General features: G+C 46.9%; 14 protein-coding genes. 10 read left to right on the top strand and 4 right to left on the bottom strand.

Features of this window, described 5'->3' with window-relative positions; all coding sequences use genetic code 11:
* Positions 1-72: 72 nt before the first annotated feature.
* Positions 73-1,770, bottom strand: coding sequence for a flavin monoamine oxidase family protein (locus QUB52_RS12470; RefSeq protein ID WP_332972935.1), 1,698 nt, complete (start codon positions 1,768-1,770; stop codon positions 73-75).
* A gap of 378 nt (positions 1,771-2,148) precedes the next feature.
* On the opposite strand from QUB52_RS12470, the gene iscB reads away from it, so the two are divergent.
* The gene (gene iscB, locus QUB52_RS12465; protein WP_332972936.1) at positions 2,149-3,477 is read left to right on the top strand and encodes an RNA-guided endonuclease IscB; all 1,329 of its coding nucleotides are present in this window, start codon (positions 2,149-2,151) and stop codon (positions 3,475-3,477) included.
* A gap of 201 nt (positions 3,478-3,678) precedes the next feature.
* On the top strand, positions 3,679-4,593 hold the full coding sequence (locus QUB52_RS12460) for a PPC domain-containing protein (RefSeq protein WP_332972937.1): 915 nt from the start codon (positions 3,679-3,681) through the stop codon (positions 4,591-4,593).
* A 193-nt stretch (positions 4,594-4,786) separates the two neighbouring features.
* Here QUB52_RS12460 and QUB52_RS12455 read toward each other — a convergent pair whose 3' ends face one another.
* Positions 4,787-5,398, bottom strand: a complete 612-nt coding sequence (locus tag QUB52_RS12455) for a hypothetical protein (RefSeq protein ID WP_332972938.1) — start codon at positions 5,396-5,398, stop codon at positions 4,787-4,789.
* A 52-nt stretch (positions 5,399-5,450) separates the two neighbouring features.
* Complete coding sequence (ribD, locus tag QUB52_RS12450) at positions 5,451-6,623, bottom strand: bifunctional diaminohydroxyphosphoribosylaminopyrimidine deaminase/5-amino-6-(5-phosphoribosylamino)uracil reductase RibD (RefSeq protein WP_265234511.1); 1,173 nt, start codon at positions 6,621-6,623, stop codon at positions 5,451-5,453.
* Between the two features lie 323 nt (positions 6,624-6,946).
* On the opposite strand from ribD, the gene QUB52_RS12445 reads away from it, so the two are divergent.
* A complete protein-coding gene (locus QUB52_RS12445; protein WP_332972939.1) occupies positions 6,947-7,804 on the top strand; it encodes an FAD-binding domain-containing protein in 858 nt (285 codons plus the stop codon).
* A gap of 156 nt (positions 7,805-7,960) precedes the next feature.
* Positions 7,961-8,374: a hypothetical protein gene (locus QUB52_RS12440; protein ID WP_332972940.1), complete on the top strand. Its 414-nt coding sequence runs from the start codon at positions 7,961-7,963 to the stop codon at positions 8,372-8,374.
* Positions 8,375-8,541: 167 nt separating this feature from the next.
* Here the strand turns inward: QUB52_RS12440 and QUB52_RS12435 are convergent, their stop codons facing one another.
* Positions 8,542-9,081 (bottom strand): cyclic nucleotide-binding domain-containing protein, encoded by a 540-nt coding sequence (locus tag QUB52_RS12435; protein WP_265234514.1) that lies wholly within the window; start codon positions 9,079-9,081, stop codon positions 8,542-8,544.
* 591 nt (positions 9,082-9,672) lie between these two features.
* On the opposite strand from QUB52_RS12435, the gene QUB52_RS12430 reads away from it, so the two are divergent.
* The 6 genes from QUB52_RS12430 (at position 9,673) to QUB52_RS12405 (ending at position 15,591) form a co-directional block, all read left to right on the top strand.
* Complete coding sequence (locus QUB52_RS12430) at positions 9,673-10,755, top strand: outer membrane protein (protein WP_332966950.1); 1,083 nt, start codon at positions 9,673-9,675, stop codon at positions 10,753-10,755.
* A gap of 182 nt (positions 10,756-10,937) precedes the next feature.
* Positions 10,938-11,201, top strand: coding sequence for a hypothetical protein (locus tag QUB52_RS12425; protein WP_265234516.1), 264 nt, complete (start codon positions 10,938-10,940; stop codon positions 11,199-11,201).
* Entirely contained in the window at positions 11,202-11,666 is a 465-nt protein-coding gene (locus QUB52_RS12420; RefSeq protein ID WP_265234517.1) for a type II toxin-antitoxin system VapC family toxin, read from the top strand. It begins immediately after the preceding gene.
* Positions 11,667-11,796: 130 nt separating this feature from the next.
* A complete protein-coding gene (locus tag QUB52_RS12415) occupies positions 11,797-12,072 on the top strand; it encodes a hypothetical protein (RefSeq protein WP_265234518.1) in 276 nt (91 codons plus the stop codon).
* Positions 12,065-12,406, top strand: coding sequence for a type II toxin-antitoxin system PemK/MazF family toxin (locus tag QUB52_RS12410; RefSeq protein ID WP_265234519.1), 342 nt, complete (start codon positions 12,065-12,067; stop codon positions 12,404-12,406). Before QUB52_RS12415 ends, QUB52_RS12410 begins: the two co-directional genes overlap by 8 nt.
* A gap of 65 nt (positions 12,407-12,471) precedes the next feature.
* Positions 12,472-15,591 (top strand): AAA family ATPase, encoded by a 3,120-nt coding sequence (locus QUB52_RS12405; protein ID WP_332972941.1) that lies wholly within the window; start codon positions 12,472-12,474, stop codon positions 15,589-15,591.
* Positions 15,592-15,747 lie beyond the last annotated feature (156 nt).

The following is a 15,747-nucleotide window of genomic DNA, read 5'->3' as shown; positions in this document are numbered from 1 at the left end:
GTTGGAGAAATCCTGCCTCAGCAAGTCGGCTCTGTGAACAAAGAATCCCCTCGCCTTGATAGCTGGGGAGTGTCAACTAATACTCGGATTCCTATTCCCAAGATTCCGCGATCCGGGAACTTTCCGGCTGGGACGGCGCTGGTTCAAACTGCTCGCACTGCGAGTATTCAAAGCCTCAGCAGAACTTGTCAAACCCAAATCTTGCAAAATTTCAAAAGCCGCCCTTTGTCCGGTTTCGCAACCGCCTTCCATATAACCTTGATTTTCCAGCGAAGTGTGTTCTCCGGCAAAATATAAGTTCCCAACTCGTTCGCCTTCAACACCGTGCATTTGCGTCCATTGTCCGACTAAATAGCAGGAATAAGAACCTTTAAAAAAGCGTTCTCCCGACCAAAAAGCTCGTACAGCTTTGCCCGATCGCAAATTGCTCACTCCGGGAAAAACTCTTTCAAATTGTCCCAAAAATCTTTGTGCTTGGTCTTCGGGAGTTCCGGCACCGATCGCCAAACCCTGCTTTCCTCCTGTAAAATTAGTAACTAAAGCGTTACCAGTAGGAGCGAAAGGCGTAGCTTCCCAGCTATTTTGGAATCCTAAATCGGTAAACACAGAAGCAGTCGATTGATAAACTTCCCGCCAAATTCGGCTGCGGTAGCCGGTAACTAACTTAGAATTAGTACCGTAGCCCAATTGCTCGATCGCCCTGCGCTTTGGTTGGGGTAGAGGTACGTTAATGTTAACGTCTCGCAGAGTGCTGAAGGGCAAAGCTAATAAAACTCGTTCGTAAGTGCGATCGAAGGCGCTTTGTCCCGATCGCAAATTTACCCGATAGCGGCCATCCGGCAAAAGAGTAATCGCTTCCAAAACCGTCCCCGCCTCGATCGAACCAGACAATTGACCAGCTAAACTGTTGACAATTTGACTGTTGCCGCCGTCAATTTGATAACGCTCATCGCTGTTGCCGTACAATTGAAAACTGTCCGCTTCAGAACCGATTAAAAACAGCAGATTTAGCGCCGACTGTTCCTCCGGATCTCGGCCGTATTCCGTAGTGTAAGCAATGCGGAGCAACTGCCGGACAATCGTGCTAGTATCAGCTTGGTCTACATATTCAGCGATCGAAAGATTGTCCAATCTTTCCGCTGTTTCCGTAAAATCTTGATAACTAAAGTTATCTCCGACTGCTTCCAAATCAGCACTAATTTTACTGGCTAGTGGCGCAAATTCCGCGATTATTTGCTCAAGAGAAAATCGGCGTCCTTGAAAGAAAAAAGTATCCTTCACCAATCCCCGCTGTACGTTAGCTAAGTCGATCGCCCGCAAACCCAATTCCGTCGCTAGGGAAATCAAAGTAGTGTGGCCAGTGTCAATATATTCTCCCCCCACGTCCGCCGAAATCAACGTTCCAGCCACCTTAGACACCGTGCGAATCCTCCCCCCCACACGGTTAGTTGCCTCAATGATATCGGCGCGCACGCCCCCCTGACGCAGGCGATAGGCAGCCGTCAAACCTGCAATTCCCGCACCCACGACCAAAATGGGCGATCGTCCGCCTTGTTGAGCAAAAGCTCCCTCCCTGGTAAAAGTCGCAGCAGCTACAGCCCCCGCAGCCGCTAAACCCCTGTGCAGCAACTGGCGCCGAGATATGGGAAAATTAGAACTGCGCGAAGTCAGCATCCCCAGCAGTTCATCAGCCGGAATGCCCGTTTGCCGAGACTTTTGGGCAATACTCGCAGCGCGGCGCAGCATTGCCATCAGTGCAGATTTAGCCATAATTGAGCCACCCTCACAAAAAATTGATGTAAACTGGATTCTCGATCGAATTTGATTATAGCTGGGGAGTTGTCAAGCACTTTCCAGAGTGACAACTCCACACGCTGACTGTTCGATCAGTACAGCATGGGCTTCTGAATCAAGAAGCTTGTCATTAGCCTCAGTAATTCATCATGCCAGAATTACTACGTTACTTCAGAATATATAGGCACTTTGGGATGCAGGTGTGGCAGCCGAGTTCTAGTCCCAGACACTGCGGTTAATCATTAAACATTTCTACTGGCAGCGGGAAAGTGTGATTAGCATTAAACCTGGAGCAACATTGGCGAAGAACACCACTCGCAAGAGTTAAGTTATTTATTAACTTAAATACAAATCATGAATGTTCTCGTAATCAATAAAGATGGTCGTCCCTTGATGCCCACCACTCCCAGAAAAGCGCGAGTTCTACTCAAAACAGGCAAAGCAAAAATCATTGATCGCGACCCACTTACAATTCAATTAATCTACGGCAGTGCCGGATATATCCAGCCAGTAACTATCGGCATTGATACTGGTTATCTCACCATTGGCTTCAGCGCTGTGAGTCTAAAAGAAGAGTTAATTGGTGGAGAATTAAAATTACTTTTCTCCGTCAGCGAACGCTTAAGTGAGCGAAGAAAATATCGGCTTGATCGCCGCATTCGCCTACGGCACCGCGCTCCCAGATTCGATAATCGTCGCCGTCCGGCTGGTTGGTTAGCTCCGTCAATTCAACACAAACTTGATGCTCATATCAAATTAGTTGAACGAATTAAAGCTCGATTACCTATCACCAAAGTCATTCTTGAGACAGCTAGTTTCGACATCCAGAAAATTAATAACCCTGAGATCGAGAAAACAGGTTATCAAACTGGAGAGCAGATGGGCTATCACAATCTGACTACTTACATTCGCCATCGAGATGGCTATAAATGCCAAAACCCTGAATGCAAGAGTAAGTCCGGTACGCCAACTCAAATTCACCATTTAGGTTATTGGAAGTCAAGCCCTGACCGGAGCGATCGACCAGCAAACCTGATTACTCTATGTGTTAAATGCCATACACCAGTCAACCATCAACAAGGAAAGTTCCTGCACGGTTGGAAGGCTCATGTTAAGAGTTTCAAATCCGAAACTTTTATGACCACAATCTATCGACGGTTGCTGAATGTTTTAGGTGCAGAGGAAGCCTTCGGGTTTGAAACCAAGTTCAAACGAGAGGAACAGAAATTAGAGAAGTCTCACCATAATGATGCTTTCGTGATTGCTGGCGGGACGAATCAGTTCCGCTCCGAAACACTGGTTTTAGAGCAGATTCGGTGTAACAAACGGTCGATGGAGCAATTCTATGATGCAAAATATATCGATACTCGAACTGGTGAGAAGGTATCGGGCGGTCAGCTTTTTTCGGGTCGGCTAACTCGGAATACGAACCTGAATGGTGAGAACTTGCGAGTCTATCGTGGAGTGAAGATATCGAAAGGTCAGCGCCGAATCAAGCGGCAACGATATCGATTCAATCCGAACGATTATGTTTTGTTTGAAGGTGTTGTCTACCGAGTCATCGGGATGCAAAATCTCGGCACTGGGGTCAAAATCGCCGATTACCCTGGTGCTAAAAACAAGGTAGTTAACGTCAAGAAAGTCACGCCTGTCAAACGTCGTTCAGGCATTTGTGCAAAATGAATTTTAGTCGCAGCCCAACAGAAGATCCTGATTTGCTCATTTCGTCATCCATCCCCGTCCTGGTAATATCTGAAGATTGTTGGTTTGGACGGGGATGGAATTATCGCATCACCGCGCCTTCCATCCCACTCCAAACGGAGTACCGTTATGGGGTGGGGATTCCCATCTGTTTTGCTAAAGTACAAAGAGATTTTTTTAATAATGCTAACCCTCAGAACACTGTTCGACAGCAAATTTTATCTCGAAAACAACCCAGATGTCGCCGTAGCAGTTGCCAGAGGCACGGTATCGAGCCCCTTCGATCACTACCGAAAAATTGGTCAATTTGAAAATCGCGATCCTAATGCCCTGTTTGACGCCAGCTATTATTTAGACACCAATTCAGATGTAGCAGTATCAGCGGAAAAAAACCAATTTTCTGGTGCCCAGCACTTTATTAAATTCGGTCAATTTGAACGGCGGAGCCCCAACCCTTTCTTCGATGTTGGCTTCTATCTCACCAGCAACCCCGACGTTCAGACAGCAGTCCAAACTAATCAATTTAGCGCCTTTGAACACTACTTCAAAGTCGGTCAATTTGAAAACCGCAAAGCCAGCGTTTTCTTCGATCCCAGCTTTTATCTAGAAAGATATCCGGTGATAGGAGGTGCAGTCAGTAGCGGTGCAGTTAAAAGTGCGATCGACCATTACATTCAATACGGCCAACAAGAAGGACTGTTGAGTACACTCCCCGCTCCCGCCGACAATTTGAACGCAGCAAAAAGCCTCGGCATTGTTGGAGAAATTCAAACGGCGAGCGATTTTGTAGGAGCTGCTGAACCAGCCGACATTTACAGTTTCATCCTCAATACTCCGAGCCTTTTCAGTGCAACTGTTGACGGTTTGAGTGCAGATGTTGATGTAGAATTAATTCAGGATCTCAACGGCAACGGCGCAGTTGGATTAGACGATCTTATTGCTTCGTCTAACAATTTAGGCACGGCTTCAGAAACAATCGTCAGCAATGGAGCTTTGCCTCCGGGGACTTATTTCATCCGCGTTTCTCAATTTCAAGGCGATACCGATTACAACTTGAGATTGCTATCTGCTCCTTCAGCAATACCGCCCCAAACTTAAAACCGAATTAACACCTATAGCAAGCCTAAATCCGTCAAACGAACACACACTCTTCTCTTCTTTTCTCTTCCTTAGCGAACTTCGCGCCTTCGCGGTTTGTTAAATAAATCTGGTTCACAAATGATTTAGACTTGCTATAAAACAAGCTTCCCAATCACCAATTACCAATTACCAATTACCAATTCTCCCGGTATTAATTGTTAGTTGTTGGCCCCCCTGGAGAAGGCAAAGATTGAATTGGTGTCGGAGGCAAATTAGAGCGGCTTTTGGTGAGAGTAGCCGACACCAAAGCATAGCCCAAAATAGCAGGAAGCACGATCGCACTCAGAAACACGATCGCCCCCGCCCAAGTCATCGCATTCGAGATCGGGCCGTAATGAGTGCGGTAAGGGTCAAACATTGGTAAATTAGGCATCGGGGCGTCCCGCAGCGCGATCGGACGTTTGAACCGTACCCGCCTGTCATCGAGCTTTTCGAGCAAAATCCAGCCAACTTCCGCCTCTTCCCGACACAGCTTGTGAAAAATCGCCGGATTGCGAAACAAATCGCTGCTAGCCCGCACAATCTTGTATTCCCAAACTGTCAAATCATCAGGATTGCGATCGGATTTTGGATTGCCATTTGCGATCGCATTTTTAGGCGTACTAAAATTATCTTCTTGAGATTCGTACCGAGTCAAAACTTCCTCCTCCTCATCGCATTTTTGCCCCGCAGCTAATTGCTCGTGGCTAACCAAGATACCCATGATTGCAGCCTCCAAGCCGAGACTGCCAACCATCAAACTCCAAATCATAATTTCAGTCATACAAGGAGTTAAAAGTTAAAAATTAAAAAATCAAAAGACTCGCTTTTAACTTTCAATTTTTAATTTTCAAATAGCCTTCCACCACACAATCTGCACCCACCGCGCGCCAAGAAACCCGCTCTAAAGTTAAAGCATCAGTCATTGCAGAAAACCCCAAATCTCCTACAGGAGTTGGAGCATCTTGGCCGCCGACAATTTTAGGAGCAATAAAAGCCATAATTTTTTGTACTGCACCTTCAGCAATTGCCTTAGCAGCCAAAGTGCCTCCACACTCCCAGAGTACAGAAAGAAAAGATCGATCGTACAAATAAGCCATCACATTAGTCGGTGTCAGCGGCGACAACTCCACAACTTCTACCCCTTTGGCGATCAAAAATTCCTGAAATTCCGGGTTAACCCCAGGCTCAGTCAGCACCAAAGTAGCCGCCACAGAGGTTTCCCACAACCAAGCCGACTTCGGCAAATCCAGAGTGCGGCTCATCACCACCCGCAGAGGATTATGCCGATCGGGTTGGTGGCTAGTCAATAAGGGATTATCTAGACGCACCGTATTTCCCCCAACAATCACCGCATCGCAGCCGACGCGCACCCGATGCACCTCGCTCCTCGCCTCCTGGCCTGTCACCCAAGCGCTATGACCGGTATTGGTAGCAATTTTACCGTCCAAAGTCATCGCATATTTCAAAATTCCGAAAGGCTGGCGGTGCAAAATCCGGTGTACGAAAGCCTCGTTAAGTTTCTGACAAGCTTCCCCTTCCACTCCCGTCACCACTTCAATCCCGGCTTCCCGCAACCGGGCCAGCCCAGTTCCCGCTACCAATGGATTGGGATCGACCATGCCAACCACTACTTTTGCCACCTTGGCCTTGACTAAAGCTTCGGAACAGGGAGGAGTTCGCCCGTAGTGGTTGCAGGGTTCCAGGTTGACGTAAACAGTCGCTCCGGCGGCGAGTTCCCCCGCTTCCCGGAGCGCAAAAACTTCGGCGTGAGGTTGGCCAGCACCGGGATGGAACCCTTCGCCGACAATCTTGCCGTCTCGGACAATTACAGAACCGACGAGGGGGTTGGGTGCGGTTTTGCCGAGGGCGTGGCGGGCCAATTCTATGCAGCGGCGCATCATGGCTCGATCGAACTCTTGAATTTCGTTGTCCAGTTGTTTTGTAGCTTGCTGCTGTCGATTAGCTAAGCTGGCGATCGGTTTAGCGTCCGCCGGAAAAGTTTCCATAAGATCTTGGTATGATATCTATCCCTGAGTGTACTGACTTTGATGCTAATTTTGGGTGCGAAACGACGATCGATTGCCGCTGGGACAAACTGTACGTTACCACTGAGATATTGCATCATTGTCAATTAGCCTTTTATGAACAGGCAAGATGCCTATTCCACAAGAAAATTTATCTTTTGTGGAACAGGCATCTTGCCTGTTGCTGACAATGGTGCAAGATGTGAGTTACCAGGAGTGAAGGGCAATTTAGGGCGATCGACCCCACACACCCAAACAAATAGCTTTAACATGAAGAAACAATAGCAGGCGTTTAACAAAAAACCATGACTCAGGACATGAAGCGGGAATTTGCCAGTCGCGACGAATTAATAGCCTACGTGCGCGAACAGTTTCCCGAAGCCGCCGCCCGCGATAGCAACGTACCCCCAACCACAGGCGGGCGCAAAGCAGCGGAGACACTCCTGCAAAAAATTGACCCAGGCAAATACGCCTCAAGCCGCAACTTCCTCAACGGCGCGGTAACGCAATTGTCGCCTTATTTACGCTACGGCGTTTTGAGCCTTGCCGAAGTCCGGGATGCCGTGCTCGCCAAGGTGCATCCAGAAGAAGCCGTAAAACTTGTCAACCAATTGGGTTGGCGGGATTATTGGCAGCGACTGTACGCCGAATTGGGCAAGGGGATTTGGCAAGACCAGGAACCCTACAAAACTGGTTACACTGCTAAATATTACAGCGAAACCATGCCGCAGGATGTCGTCGAAGGCACGACTGGTTTAGTTTGCATCGACAGGTTCAGCCGCGAGTTGCGAGAAACGGGTTATTTGCACAACCATCAGCGAATGTGGATTGCCGCTTATCTCGTACATTGGCGGCGCGTGCACTGGCAAGCTGGAGCTCGCTGGTTTTTGGAACATTTGCTAGATGGAGATCCGGCGAGTAATAATCTTTCTTGGCAGTGGGTAGCGAGCACTTTTAGTCATAAGCCTTATTTTTTTAATCGGGAAAATCTGGAACGTTACACTAAGTCGGTTTATTGTGGTGATTGTCCTCTGTACGGGCAATGCGATTTTGAGGGAACTTACGAAGATTTGGAAGCCCAGTTGTTTCCCAATGCCGAAAAGGTCGATCGCACGGGCGGTTCTCAAAGTTGGCAACGCCCTCACAAAAAAAGGAAAAATTAAGTCAGTTGACAGTTGACAGTTGACAGTTGTCAGTTGTCAGTTGACAGTTGTCATTCGGAAGAGGGAACAAGCAATTAAAATAATTAATTTTTTTTACATCCCCAATTACAATTCCCAATTCCCAATTCCCAATTCCCAATTCCCAATTCCCAAGTTATGAAGAATCCAATTATTTGGCTGCACGGCGACTGTTTGAGTCCTCAAAGTCCGGCTTTTCAAGCGCACCCAGAGGCACCGGCAATCTGGGTTTGGGATGATGCACTCATCGATGAATGGCAGTTGAGTCTCAAACGAATGGTGTTTATTTACGAATGTTTGCTGGAGTTGCCGATAGTTATTCGGCGTGGCAATGTGGCTGCTGAAGTTATCGCTTTTGGTAAAGAATCCGGCGCGAATCAAGTAGTTACAGCGGAAAGTCCTAGTCCTCGGTTTGAGGAGATTTGCCGGGAAATTCGGCAATTCTACCCTGTAGAAGTTTTGCCACCAGAACCCTTTGTCCGCTACGATGGTTACATTGATTTGAAGCGTTTTTCACGCTACTGGCGCGTCGCCGAAAAATACGTTTTTTAATGGTAATTGGTAATTGGTAGAAAAACAAGAAAGAGGCAAAACGGATTATGTGATTTTTTCCCTCTTCCTTCTAACAACTAACAACTAACAACTGACAACTAACAACTAACAACTGACAACTAACAACTAACAACTGACAACTGACAACTAACAACTGACAACTGACTTCAAGTCGCCTTCAAACGCTGTAATAGCCATTGAAATCTAGATTGAGCCAAATCTGGATTTTCGACATTGTGGGCGATCGCGCGTTCGTCGTCGGGATCTTGATATATTAAATAATCAGTCTCTTCGCCGAAGCGTTTGACTGTACCCCGAAGTCTCGACGACAGAAATTTGGTAATCGCCCGATAAAACCGCAGGGAAAACAACACGTCTTGTTCCAGTTTTTCAGTTAGCAGCCGCCTCGGAATTGACAGGATGAGACATTCATCAATTGTCGTGACGCTAGCAGAAGGAAGTCTCCCGTCTACAAAAGACATTTCGCCCAACACTTCCCCGCAGATGATTTGTCCAATTTCTTTGTCGCCCAAAGATGATACAGAAACGCTCAAAGTTCCATTCAGAACTATGTACAGCGCGTCTAAGGGTTTACCTTCGACGATCACGGTGGTGCCGGGGGGGACTATGGTGCGGGTGCCGTTGGCGAGCATCCAATCGATGTCGCGATCGCTCAATTCGCCTAATATCACTAGAACTTTGCTCATAAAGTCAGGTTGAGATTCAATAGTTTTTTACTAATTTTTACCAATAAAACACGGAATTTTAGACAATTATAATAATAATATTCACTAATTTTTACACGATCGAGCTACAGCTATTTTGGGAACCAGTGCTATTCTACATCACTTGTCACAGACTACGCAGCAGCCGATCGCCCTGGCGCAACTGTCCCAATTTGAACGACTGCCCAAATATTTTTGAAAGCTTGCTGTATCTTGGTTTTAAGCCGGTGCGCCCTCGAAAATTCAATTTTTCCGGTACTACTGCGAATGCAGCGCCCCCAAGTACAGAATTATAGAATGCCAGCGATGCGCGCGATCGGCCTCTCAATTCAGCAGCAGCGAGGGTGAAATCCTTCCTAGGATTGATTTATAGCCGATCGAACTGTAAATTATAATTAGCATCTAAACCCGCTGTCTGTTCTTGAATCTAATCAAATTGCGAGTTGACTCCTCAAGGGTTAAGTGCCAATCTAGGAACAACACAAGTCATATTTGTGTCATTTTTGAGCAAAGCTCTCGATGGGAGCCCTCAAACACTTACACTTTTAACACAGCATTCATTGAGGAGTTTCTATGAATAGTCTATTTTCCAAGTCTACTTTTGCGTTAATAAATCTTGCAGCTTTAGCAGTTTGTTGCGGTACCCTGTCAGCGAAAGCTGAAACTGGCAACTTGCCTGATGTCGGTACAACGGCAACTTTGGCAGCTCAAAATATTGACCAAGTTTCTCAGCCTGTGGCAACTTCAGCGGTTAAACCCGATGCAGAAACCACCGCTACTAATACAAAAATTGATTCTATCAGTTGGAGCGAACTAACAGCAGCGGCAGAGCCAGCAGCCTCCCTACCGGCAGCCAACTCGCAAGCATCTGTGGGCACACCGGCAGAATCCACAGCAACAACATCGGAAATTGCGGAGACTGAAACTGCGCCAAATACATCGATTGCTGCTGAGACCGAAAAATCGGCAGAAACAGCTAAAATTGCTGATAGCGTCAAAGTGCAGCCAACGGTGGAGATTGCCGAAAAGATCGATCGACCTAATTCCGAACTGACAGCAGCCAAGGAAGAAAAAGAAGTCAAAACAACACAAGAAGTGTTAAGCAATCCTGTCAGCACTTCCGCCAAAACCCTGACAAACCAACCGAAACTTGCCGAAAAACCGGCAGCAGTCTCCGAACCAACTGAAAAAGTAGCTCAAGTCCCCACCATCAGACCGGGCCGAGCTACCCGTTCAGGGCCGAGCTACGTCGGTATTGGCGGTAACATCGGTTTTGGCGGAGATTCAGCCCTAGGCGACACTTCATTTGCGATTATTAGCAAAATTGGTTTGACAAACAATTTCTCGGTGAGGCCGAGTGTTTTGTTCCGCGACAACTTAACAGTTCTAGTTCCACTCACCTACGATTTTGTATCTAAAGAGGCCGTCGAAGTCAGCGATGATTTTGTGATTACCGCTGCTCCTTATTTAGGTGCTGGCGTAGCCATTTCTACCGGCGATAACGGTAATTTTGGCTTCATGATTACAGGGGGTGTAGATGTGCCGCTGTCGAGTAATTTTACAGCTACAGCCGGACTGAATATTGGTTTTCTCGAGGGAACTGATGTGGGATTGTTAGTCGGTGTCGGCTATACCTTCCCGAATCTGATCAGATAGTATTGCTATTTGAGCAAACGCAGGATCAGTAAATAGGCGCTGGGTTGACTGTAGGAATACAGTCAGCCCTTTTTTGATGGAAAATCAACAGCAATTCGCCGGACGCGGCTATTCGGAGGGGCAATTTGGAGGACACTTAGTTGTATAATAGATAAACTAGCCTTACTAAAAAGTAGAATCCTATGTCGCAGGGAATCTTCAACAAAATCCTCAATCAGCTTGACACCCTGGAAGTGCTAGAACTACAGCAACTAGAGCGTGCTATTGGGAACTCTCTGGCTCATAAAGAACAAGCTGCTCAACGCACAAGATTTCACCAAGCGCTGTTAACTTCTGGTTTAGTCAAAAAAATCAAGCATTCTTCTTGGACTCAGCAAACAGAACGGCGACTAATTCAGGTACAGGGGCAGCCTGTTTCTGAGACAATTATTGAGGAACGTCGCTAGATGACAATTTATTTTGTAGATAGCAGCGCGCTGGTCAAACGCTACATTAGTGAAATAGGTTCGGGATGGGTTTTGAATTTGTTCGATCCTGCACTTAACAACGATATCTTGATTGCTGGTATTACCAGTGTGGAAATTGTTGCTGCAATTACCAGAAGGTCGCGCGGCCGAAGTATCAATGCGACAGATGCTACAGCAGCGTGCAATCAGTTCAGGAGTGACCTGCAATCTGAGTATCAAGTTGTAGAATTCACCGAAAGTATTATTAACTCTGCAATGGCATTAGCTGAAACCTACGGATTGCGAGGCTATGATGCTGTGCAGCTAGCAACAGGCTGTAGCATAAATAACCTCTGCACAGCTAACAATTTGCCTGCGATGACTTTTGTATCTGCTGATGGGGAGCTAAATGCAGCAGCAACAAGTGAGGGTTTGGTAGTTGAAAATCCTAACAACTATCCGTAATATCGATCGTCGGAGGACGCGGAAATTCGGAGGATGAGGTGCAAAATTAATTGCGATCGCCCAGAGGGATTTTCCTCAAAGATATAATGATAATTGGCTCGCACTTTCTCCCCAAACACCCGAAAAAACCGTGACCAAAACAGAAATCTTAGCCGCACTCAAAAATCTGACAGCAGAAGAACGCCTAGAAATCATCGAAACAGCTTCCCGGATGATGCGCGAAGACATCGAAGCAAAAGTCCAGCGCAAAGCCGAGAAAAAGCGCCAACTCAGAGCCGCAGCAGAAGCCGCAGTCCTAGATTATATGCCGGGAGGTGCTTTACATGATTTGTGGTCGCCAGACAGCGAACCATATTTTGAATCTGAGGAAGAATACCTAAGCGCAGGGATCAAAACTAATGCGTAGAGGCGAAATCTGGCTGGTTACACTTGAGCCTACTGTTGGGGCTGAAATTGGCAAAACCCGTCCCGCAGTTATTGTCAGCGATGAGACGGTGGGAATTTTGCTGCTTGAAGTTATTGTTCCCATCACTGACTGGAAAGAGCGATATACACCGAGAAATTGGATGGTTCGACTAGAACCCAGTGGCGAAAATGGCTTGATTAAAGTCTCAGCCGCCGATTGTTTTCAAGTCCGTTCCGTTTCCCAACAAAGATTTGTCCGACAACTCGGAACCCTTTCCGAGACAATTATGGAAGAAATTGCAGAATCACTGATAATTGTTTTGGATCTGGATTGAATAACTAGGCAACAGCACACAAATAGTGTTATTTATAAGTAGATTGTATGGCGCGATGGCCTTAAATGATTCCTATACAACTTACACTCAAAAATTTTCTCAGCTATCGCGAAGCTGCTTTAGACTTTCGCGGCCTGCACACCGCTTGCATTTGCGGGCCTAACGGTGCTGGTAAATCTTCTCTGCTAGAAGCGATCGCCTGGTCACTTTGGGGCTGTTGTCGCAGCGATACAGAAGACGATATCATTCATATCGGCGAAATTGATGTCCGCGTTGATTTCACTTTCTCCACGGGCGGCCAAATCTACCGGGTGATTCGCAACCGCCGGCGCGGACAATCGGGGAGTTTGGAATTTCAAGTCAGCTTGAATTCTGCTACAACTCAGGATGGACTTAGTTTTCGCACGCTCACGGACAAGGGGCTGAGAAATACTCAGCAGAAAATTCTCGAACATATCAAATTAGATTACGATACTTTTATTAACTCGGCGTATTTGCGGCAGGGGCGTGCTGATGAGTTTATGCTCAAAAAGCCGATCGACCGCAAGCAAGTTTTAGCTAACCTCCTCAAGCTCGATCGATACGACACTTTATCCGAACAAGCCAAGGAAAAAGCCAGAGAATTTAAAGCCAAAGTCGAAGTCCTCAAACACAGTTTACAAGCCGTACAAGAGCAACTGCAACAAAAAGAGGCGATCGCATCCGAACAAACTCAATTACAGCAAGCAACCGATTTGCTCTCTTCACAGCAGCAAGCCGACACAGCACATTTGCACCAACTGCAACTCCAACACCACAACCGCCAAACTTGGCAAAAACTCCTCGCAGGCCATCAGCAACAGCACTATAATATTTCTCAAGAATGCCGCCGCTTGCAGCAAGAACTCAGCGCCGCCAAGCAGCAGCAGAATGAGCTACAAGCCCTGTTGGCACAAGAAAATGAAATTACAGCCGGAATTGCCTATTTTCATAGCTTGCAATCCACCGAAGAATCTCAGGCTGGTAAATTCAAGGCTCATCAACAAGCCCACAATCAGCGCCAAAACTTGCAAGAACAGCAACGGCAAGAACTGAGCCTTTTGCAAAACAAAATTCAGCAATTGCAAGCTCAATTAGATGTCTTAGAACAAGATGAAAAAGATGTTCTAGATGTTCTCAAACAGCAGCCGGAGGTTGACAAAGGACTCGCACAGTTGCAAGCAGCCCGATCGCGCCTCAATGAACTAGAGCAACTGCAATTGCAAGTTTCGCCGTTGCTACAACAGCAGCAGCAGTCGCAAACTAAGCTCGATCGCGCCCACGCTGGTTTAACCGCCCGCTTAGCCGAAATCAACCGACAGGTGCAAGTTCAGCAACAGCAGCGACAGCCGCAATTACAGCAGGAAATCTCGGCCATCGCCCATCAAATTGTGCAGTTGGAAAACAAGCGAATTTATCAGGAGCGAGTCCGCGAAAAAGGCCAAGAAAGGCACAGCTTTCTGGAAAATCTGCAAGCCAAAAGCCGCGATTATCAAACCAGACTCACCGAAATTGACCAAAAACTGCAACTGTTGCGGAAAAATGAAGGAGAAACTAGCGCGGGTGAAGGTAAATCAGCCAATTTTGCGGAAACTCAGGAAGTGAATTCGCCTTTAATTGTCCGGGATGCAACTTTTGGCAATTGTCCTTTGTGCGATCGACCTTTAGACGAACACTACTGGAATTTGGTAGTCACCAAACATCACTCCCAACAGCAGGAAATCTGGAACCAACTGTGGGTTGTCCGCGAACAGTTAGCCGTCTCCGAGCGCGAAATTCAAGTCCTCAGAAACGAATACCGCGAATTAGAGCAGGAATTAGCACCTTACCAAGAATTGCGGGAACGCCGCAGCCATTTGCAAGCACAATTGGATAGCCTGGGCCAAGACGAAACTCGACTGCAAAGTATGCGTCTTGACGCTGCGGAAATCGAGCGGTTGCTGCGTACCGGCGAGTATGCAGCCGATGACTACGCTGAACTCCACCACATCGAACAGCAACTGCAATTGCTCAATTATAGCGATCGCAGTCACTCCCTCGCCCGCAGCGATGAAAAGCGGTTGCGGTGGGCGGAAATTAAGCAAGCTCAAATCAAAGATGCTCAACATAAACTCAATAAAATTAACAGCCGCCGCCCGGATTTGCAAACTCAATTAGCCACTGTACAACAACAGTTAGAACTGCAAAAAAATAGCTCGGAAATTCAGCAGCAAATTCTGTCTTTAGATAGATACATTGCGGAAGTTGGTTATAATTTGGAACAGCACGAACACGTCCGCAGCGAAATGCGTAAAACGCAATTTTGGATCGCCCGCGCTGAAAAATTGCGATCGGCAATTCAGCAATTCCCGCAAGTCCAGCAGCGGGTTAATGAAATCGCCAATTCTATCGCAGTGCGCGATCGCGATTTGCAAGCTGTCACCGCTCAAACATCGGCGATGAACCAGCAATTACAAGAACATCCCGATCCCACAGCCCCAATAAGTGCGATCGAACAGCAAATGGGCCGTCGCCGCCAACAGCTAGACCAACATTTGGGAAGTCTCGGACGACTCCAGCAGCAGCAGCAAAATCTGGAAGCTTTGGAAGTTCAGCTAGCCGCTCAAAAAGAGCAAATGCAGGTAACAAAACGCCAATACAAAGTTTATCAAGAGTTGGGTCAAGCCTTTGGCAAAAACGGCATTCAAGCTTTAATGATTGAAAATGTTTTGCCTCAACTCGAAGCTGAAACTAATCAGATATTGTCGAGATTGAGCGCGAATCAGTTGCACGTTCAATTTATTACTCAGCGGGCGGCGGCTGCTAAAAAATCAACTAAATTGATTGATACTTTAGACATTTTAATTGCTGATGCTCGCGGGACTCGCGCCTACGAAACTTACTCCGGCGGCGAAGCTTTTCGGATTAATTTTGCGATTCGGCTGGCGCTGGCGAGATTGTTGTCTCAGCGGGCGGGGACGGCTTTGCAAATGTTGATTATTGATGAGGGATTTGGGACTCAGGATGCTGAAGGGTGCGATCGCCTGATTGCTGCAATTAATGCGATCGCCTCTGACTTCGCCTGCATCCTCACCGTCACCCATATGCCGCACCTCAAAGAAGCTTTTCAAGCTAGGATTGAAGTAAGCAAAACTGCTCAGGGTTCTTGCATCAGTTTGTCAATTTAAAATTGTTATACCATTTTGAATTTTTAATTATCGATTCAAGATGTAGCGGTTGAAACCGCGTCTACACAAACAAAACCCGGATGGTGCGCGGGTTGAAGATAAGACTGTTTATTCCCCGGAGATCCCCCTAAATCCCCCTTAAGAAGGGGACTTTGA

This window comes from Microcoleus sp. A6-C6, assembly GCF_036705955.1.
GTDB lineage: Bacteria > Cyanobacteriota > Cyanobacteriia > Cyanobacteriales > Microcoleaceae > Microcoleus.
This window is presented reverse-complemented; position numbering and strand designations above follow the sequence as displayed.

Coding starts and splice junctions, on each gene's coding strand:
- QUB52_RS12470 (WP_332972935.1), bottom strand. CDS start 1,770: ATGGCTAAATCTGCACTGATGGCAATGCTGCGCCGCGCTGCGAGTATT.
- iscB (WP_332972936.1), top strand. CDS start 2,149: ATGAATGTTCTCGTAATCAATAAAGATGGTCGTCCCTTGATGCCCACC.
- QUB52_RS12460 (WP_332972937.1), top strand. CDS start 3,679: ATGCTAACCCTCAGAACACTGTTCGACAGCAAATTTTATCTCGAAAAC.
- QUB52_RS12455 (WP_332972938.1), bottom strand. CDS start 5,398: ATGACTGAAATTATGATTTGGAGTTTGATGGTTGGCAGTCTCGGCTTG.
- ribD (WP_265234511.1), bottom strand. CDS start 6,623: ATGGAAACTTTTCCGGCGGACGCTAAACCGATCGCCAGCTTAGCTAAT.
- QUB52_RS12445 (WP_332972939.1), top strand. CDS start 6,947: ATGACTCAGGACATGAAGCGGGAATTTGCCAGTCGCGACGAATTAATA.
- QUB52_RS12440 (WP_332972940.1), top strand. CDS start 7,961: ATGAAGAATCCAATTATTTGGCTGCACGGCGACTGTTTGAGTCCTCAA.
- QUB52_RS12435 (WP_265234514.1), bottom strand. CDS start 9,081: ATGAGCAAAGTTCTAGTGATATTAGGCGAATTGAGCGATCGCGACATC.
- QUB52_RS12430 (WP_332966950.1), top strand. CDS start 9,673: ATGAATAGTCTATTTTCCAAGTCTACTTTTGCGTTAATAAATCTTGCA.
- QUB52_RS12425 (WP_265234516.1), top strand. CDS start 10,938: ATGTCGCAGGGAATCTTCAACAAAATCCTCAATCAGCTTGACACCCTG.
- QUB52_RS12420 (WP_265234517.1), top strand. CDS start 11,202: ATGACAATTTATTTTGTAGATAGCAGCGCGCTGGTCAAACGCTACATT.
- QUB52_RS12410 (WP_265234519.1), top strand. CDS start 12,065: ATGCGTAGAGGCGAAATCTGGCTGGTTACACTTGAGCCTACTGTTGGG.
- QUB52_RS12405 (WP_332972941.1), top strand. CDS start 12,472: ATGATTCCTATACAACTTACACTCAAAAATTTTCTCAGCTATCGCGAA.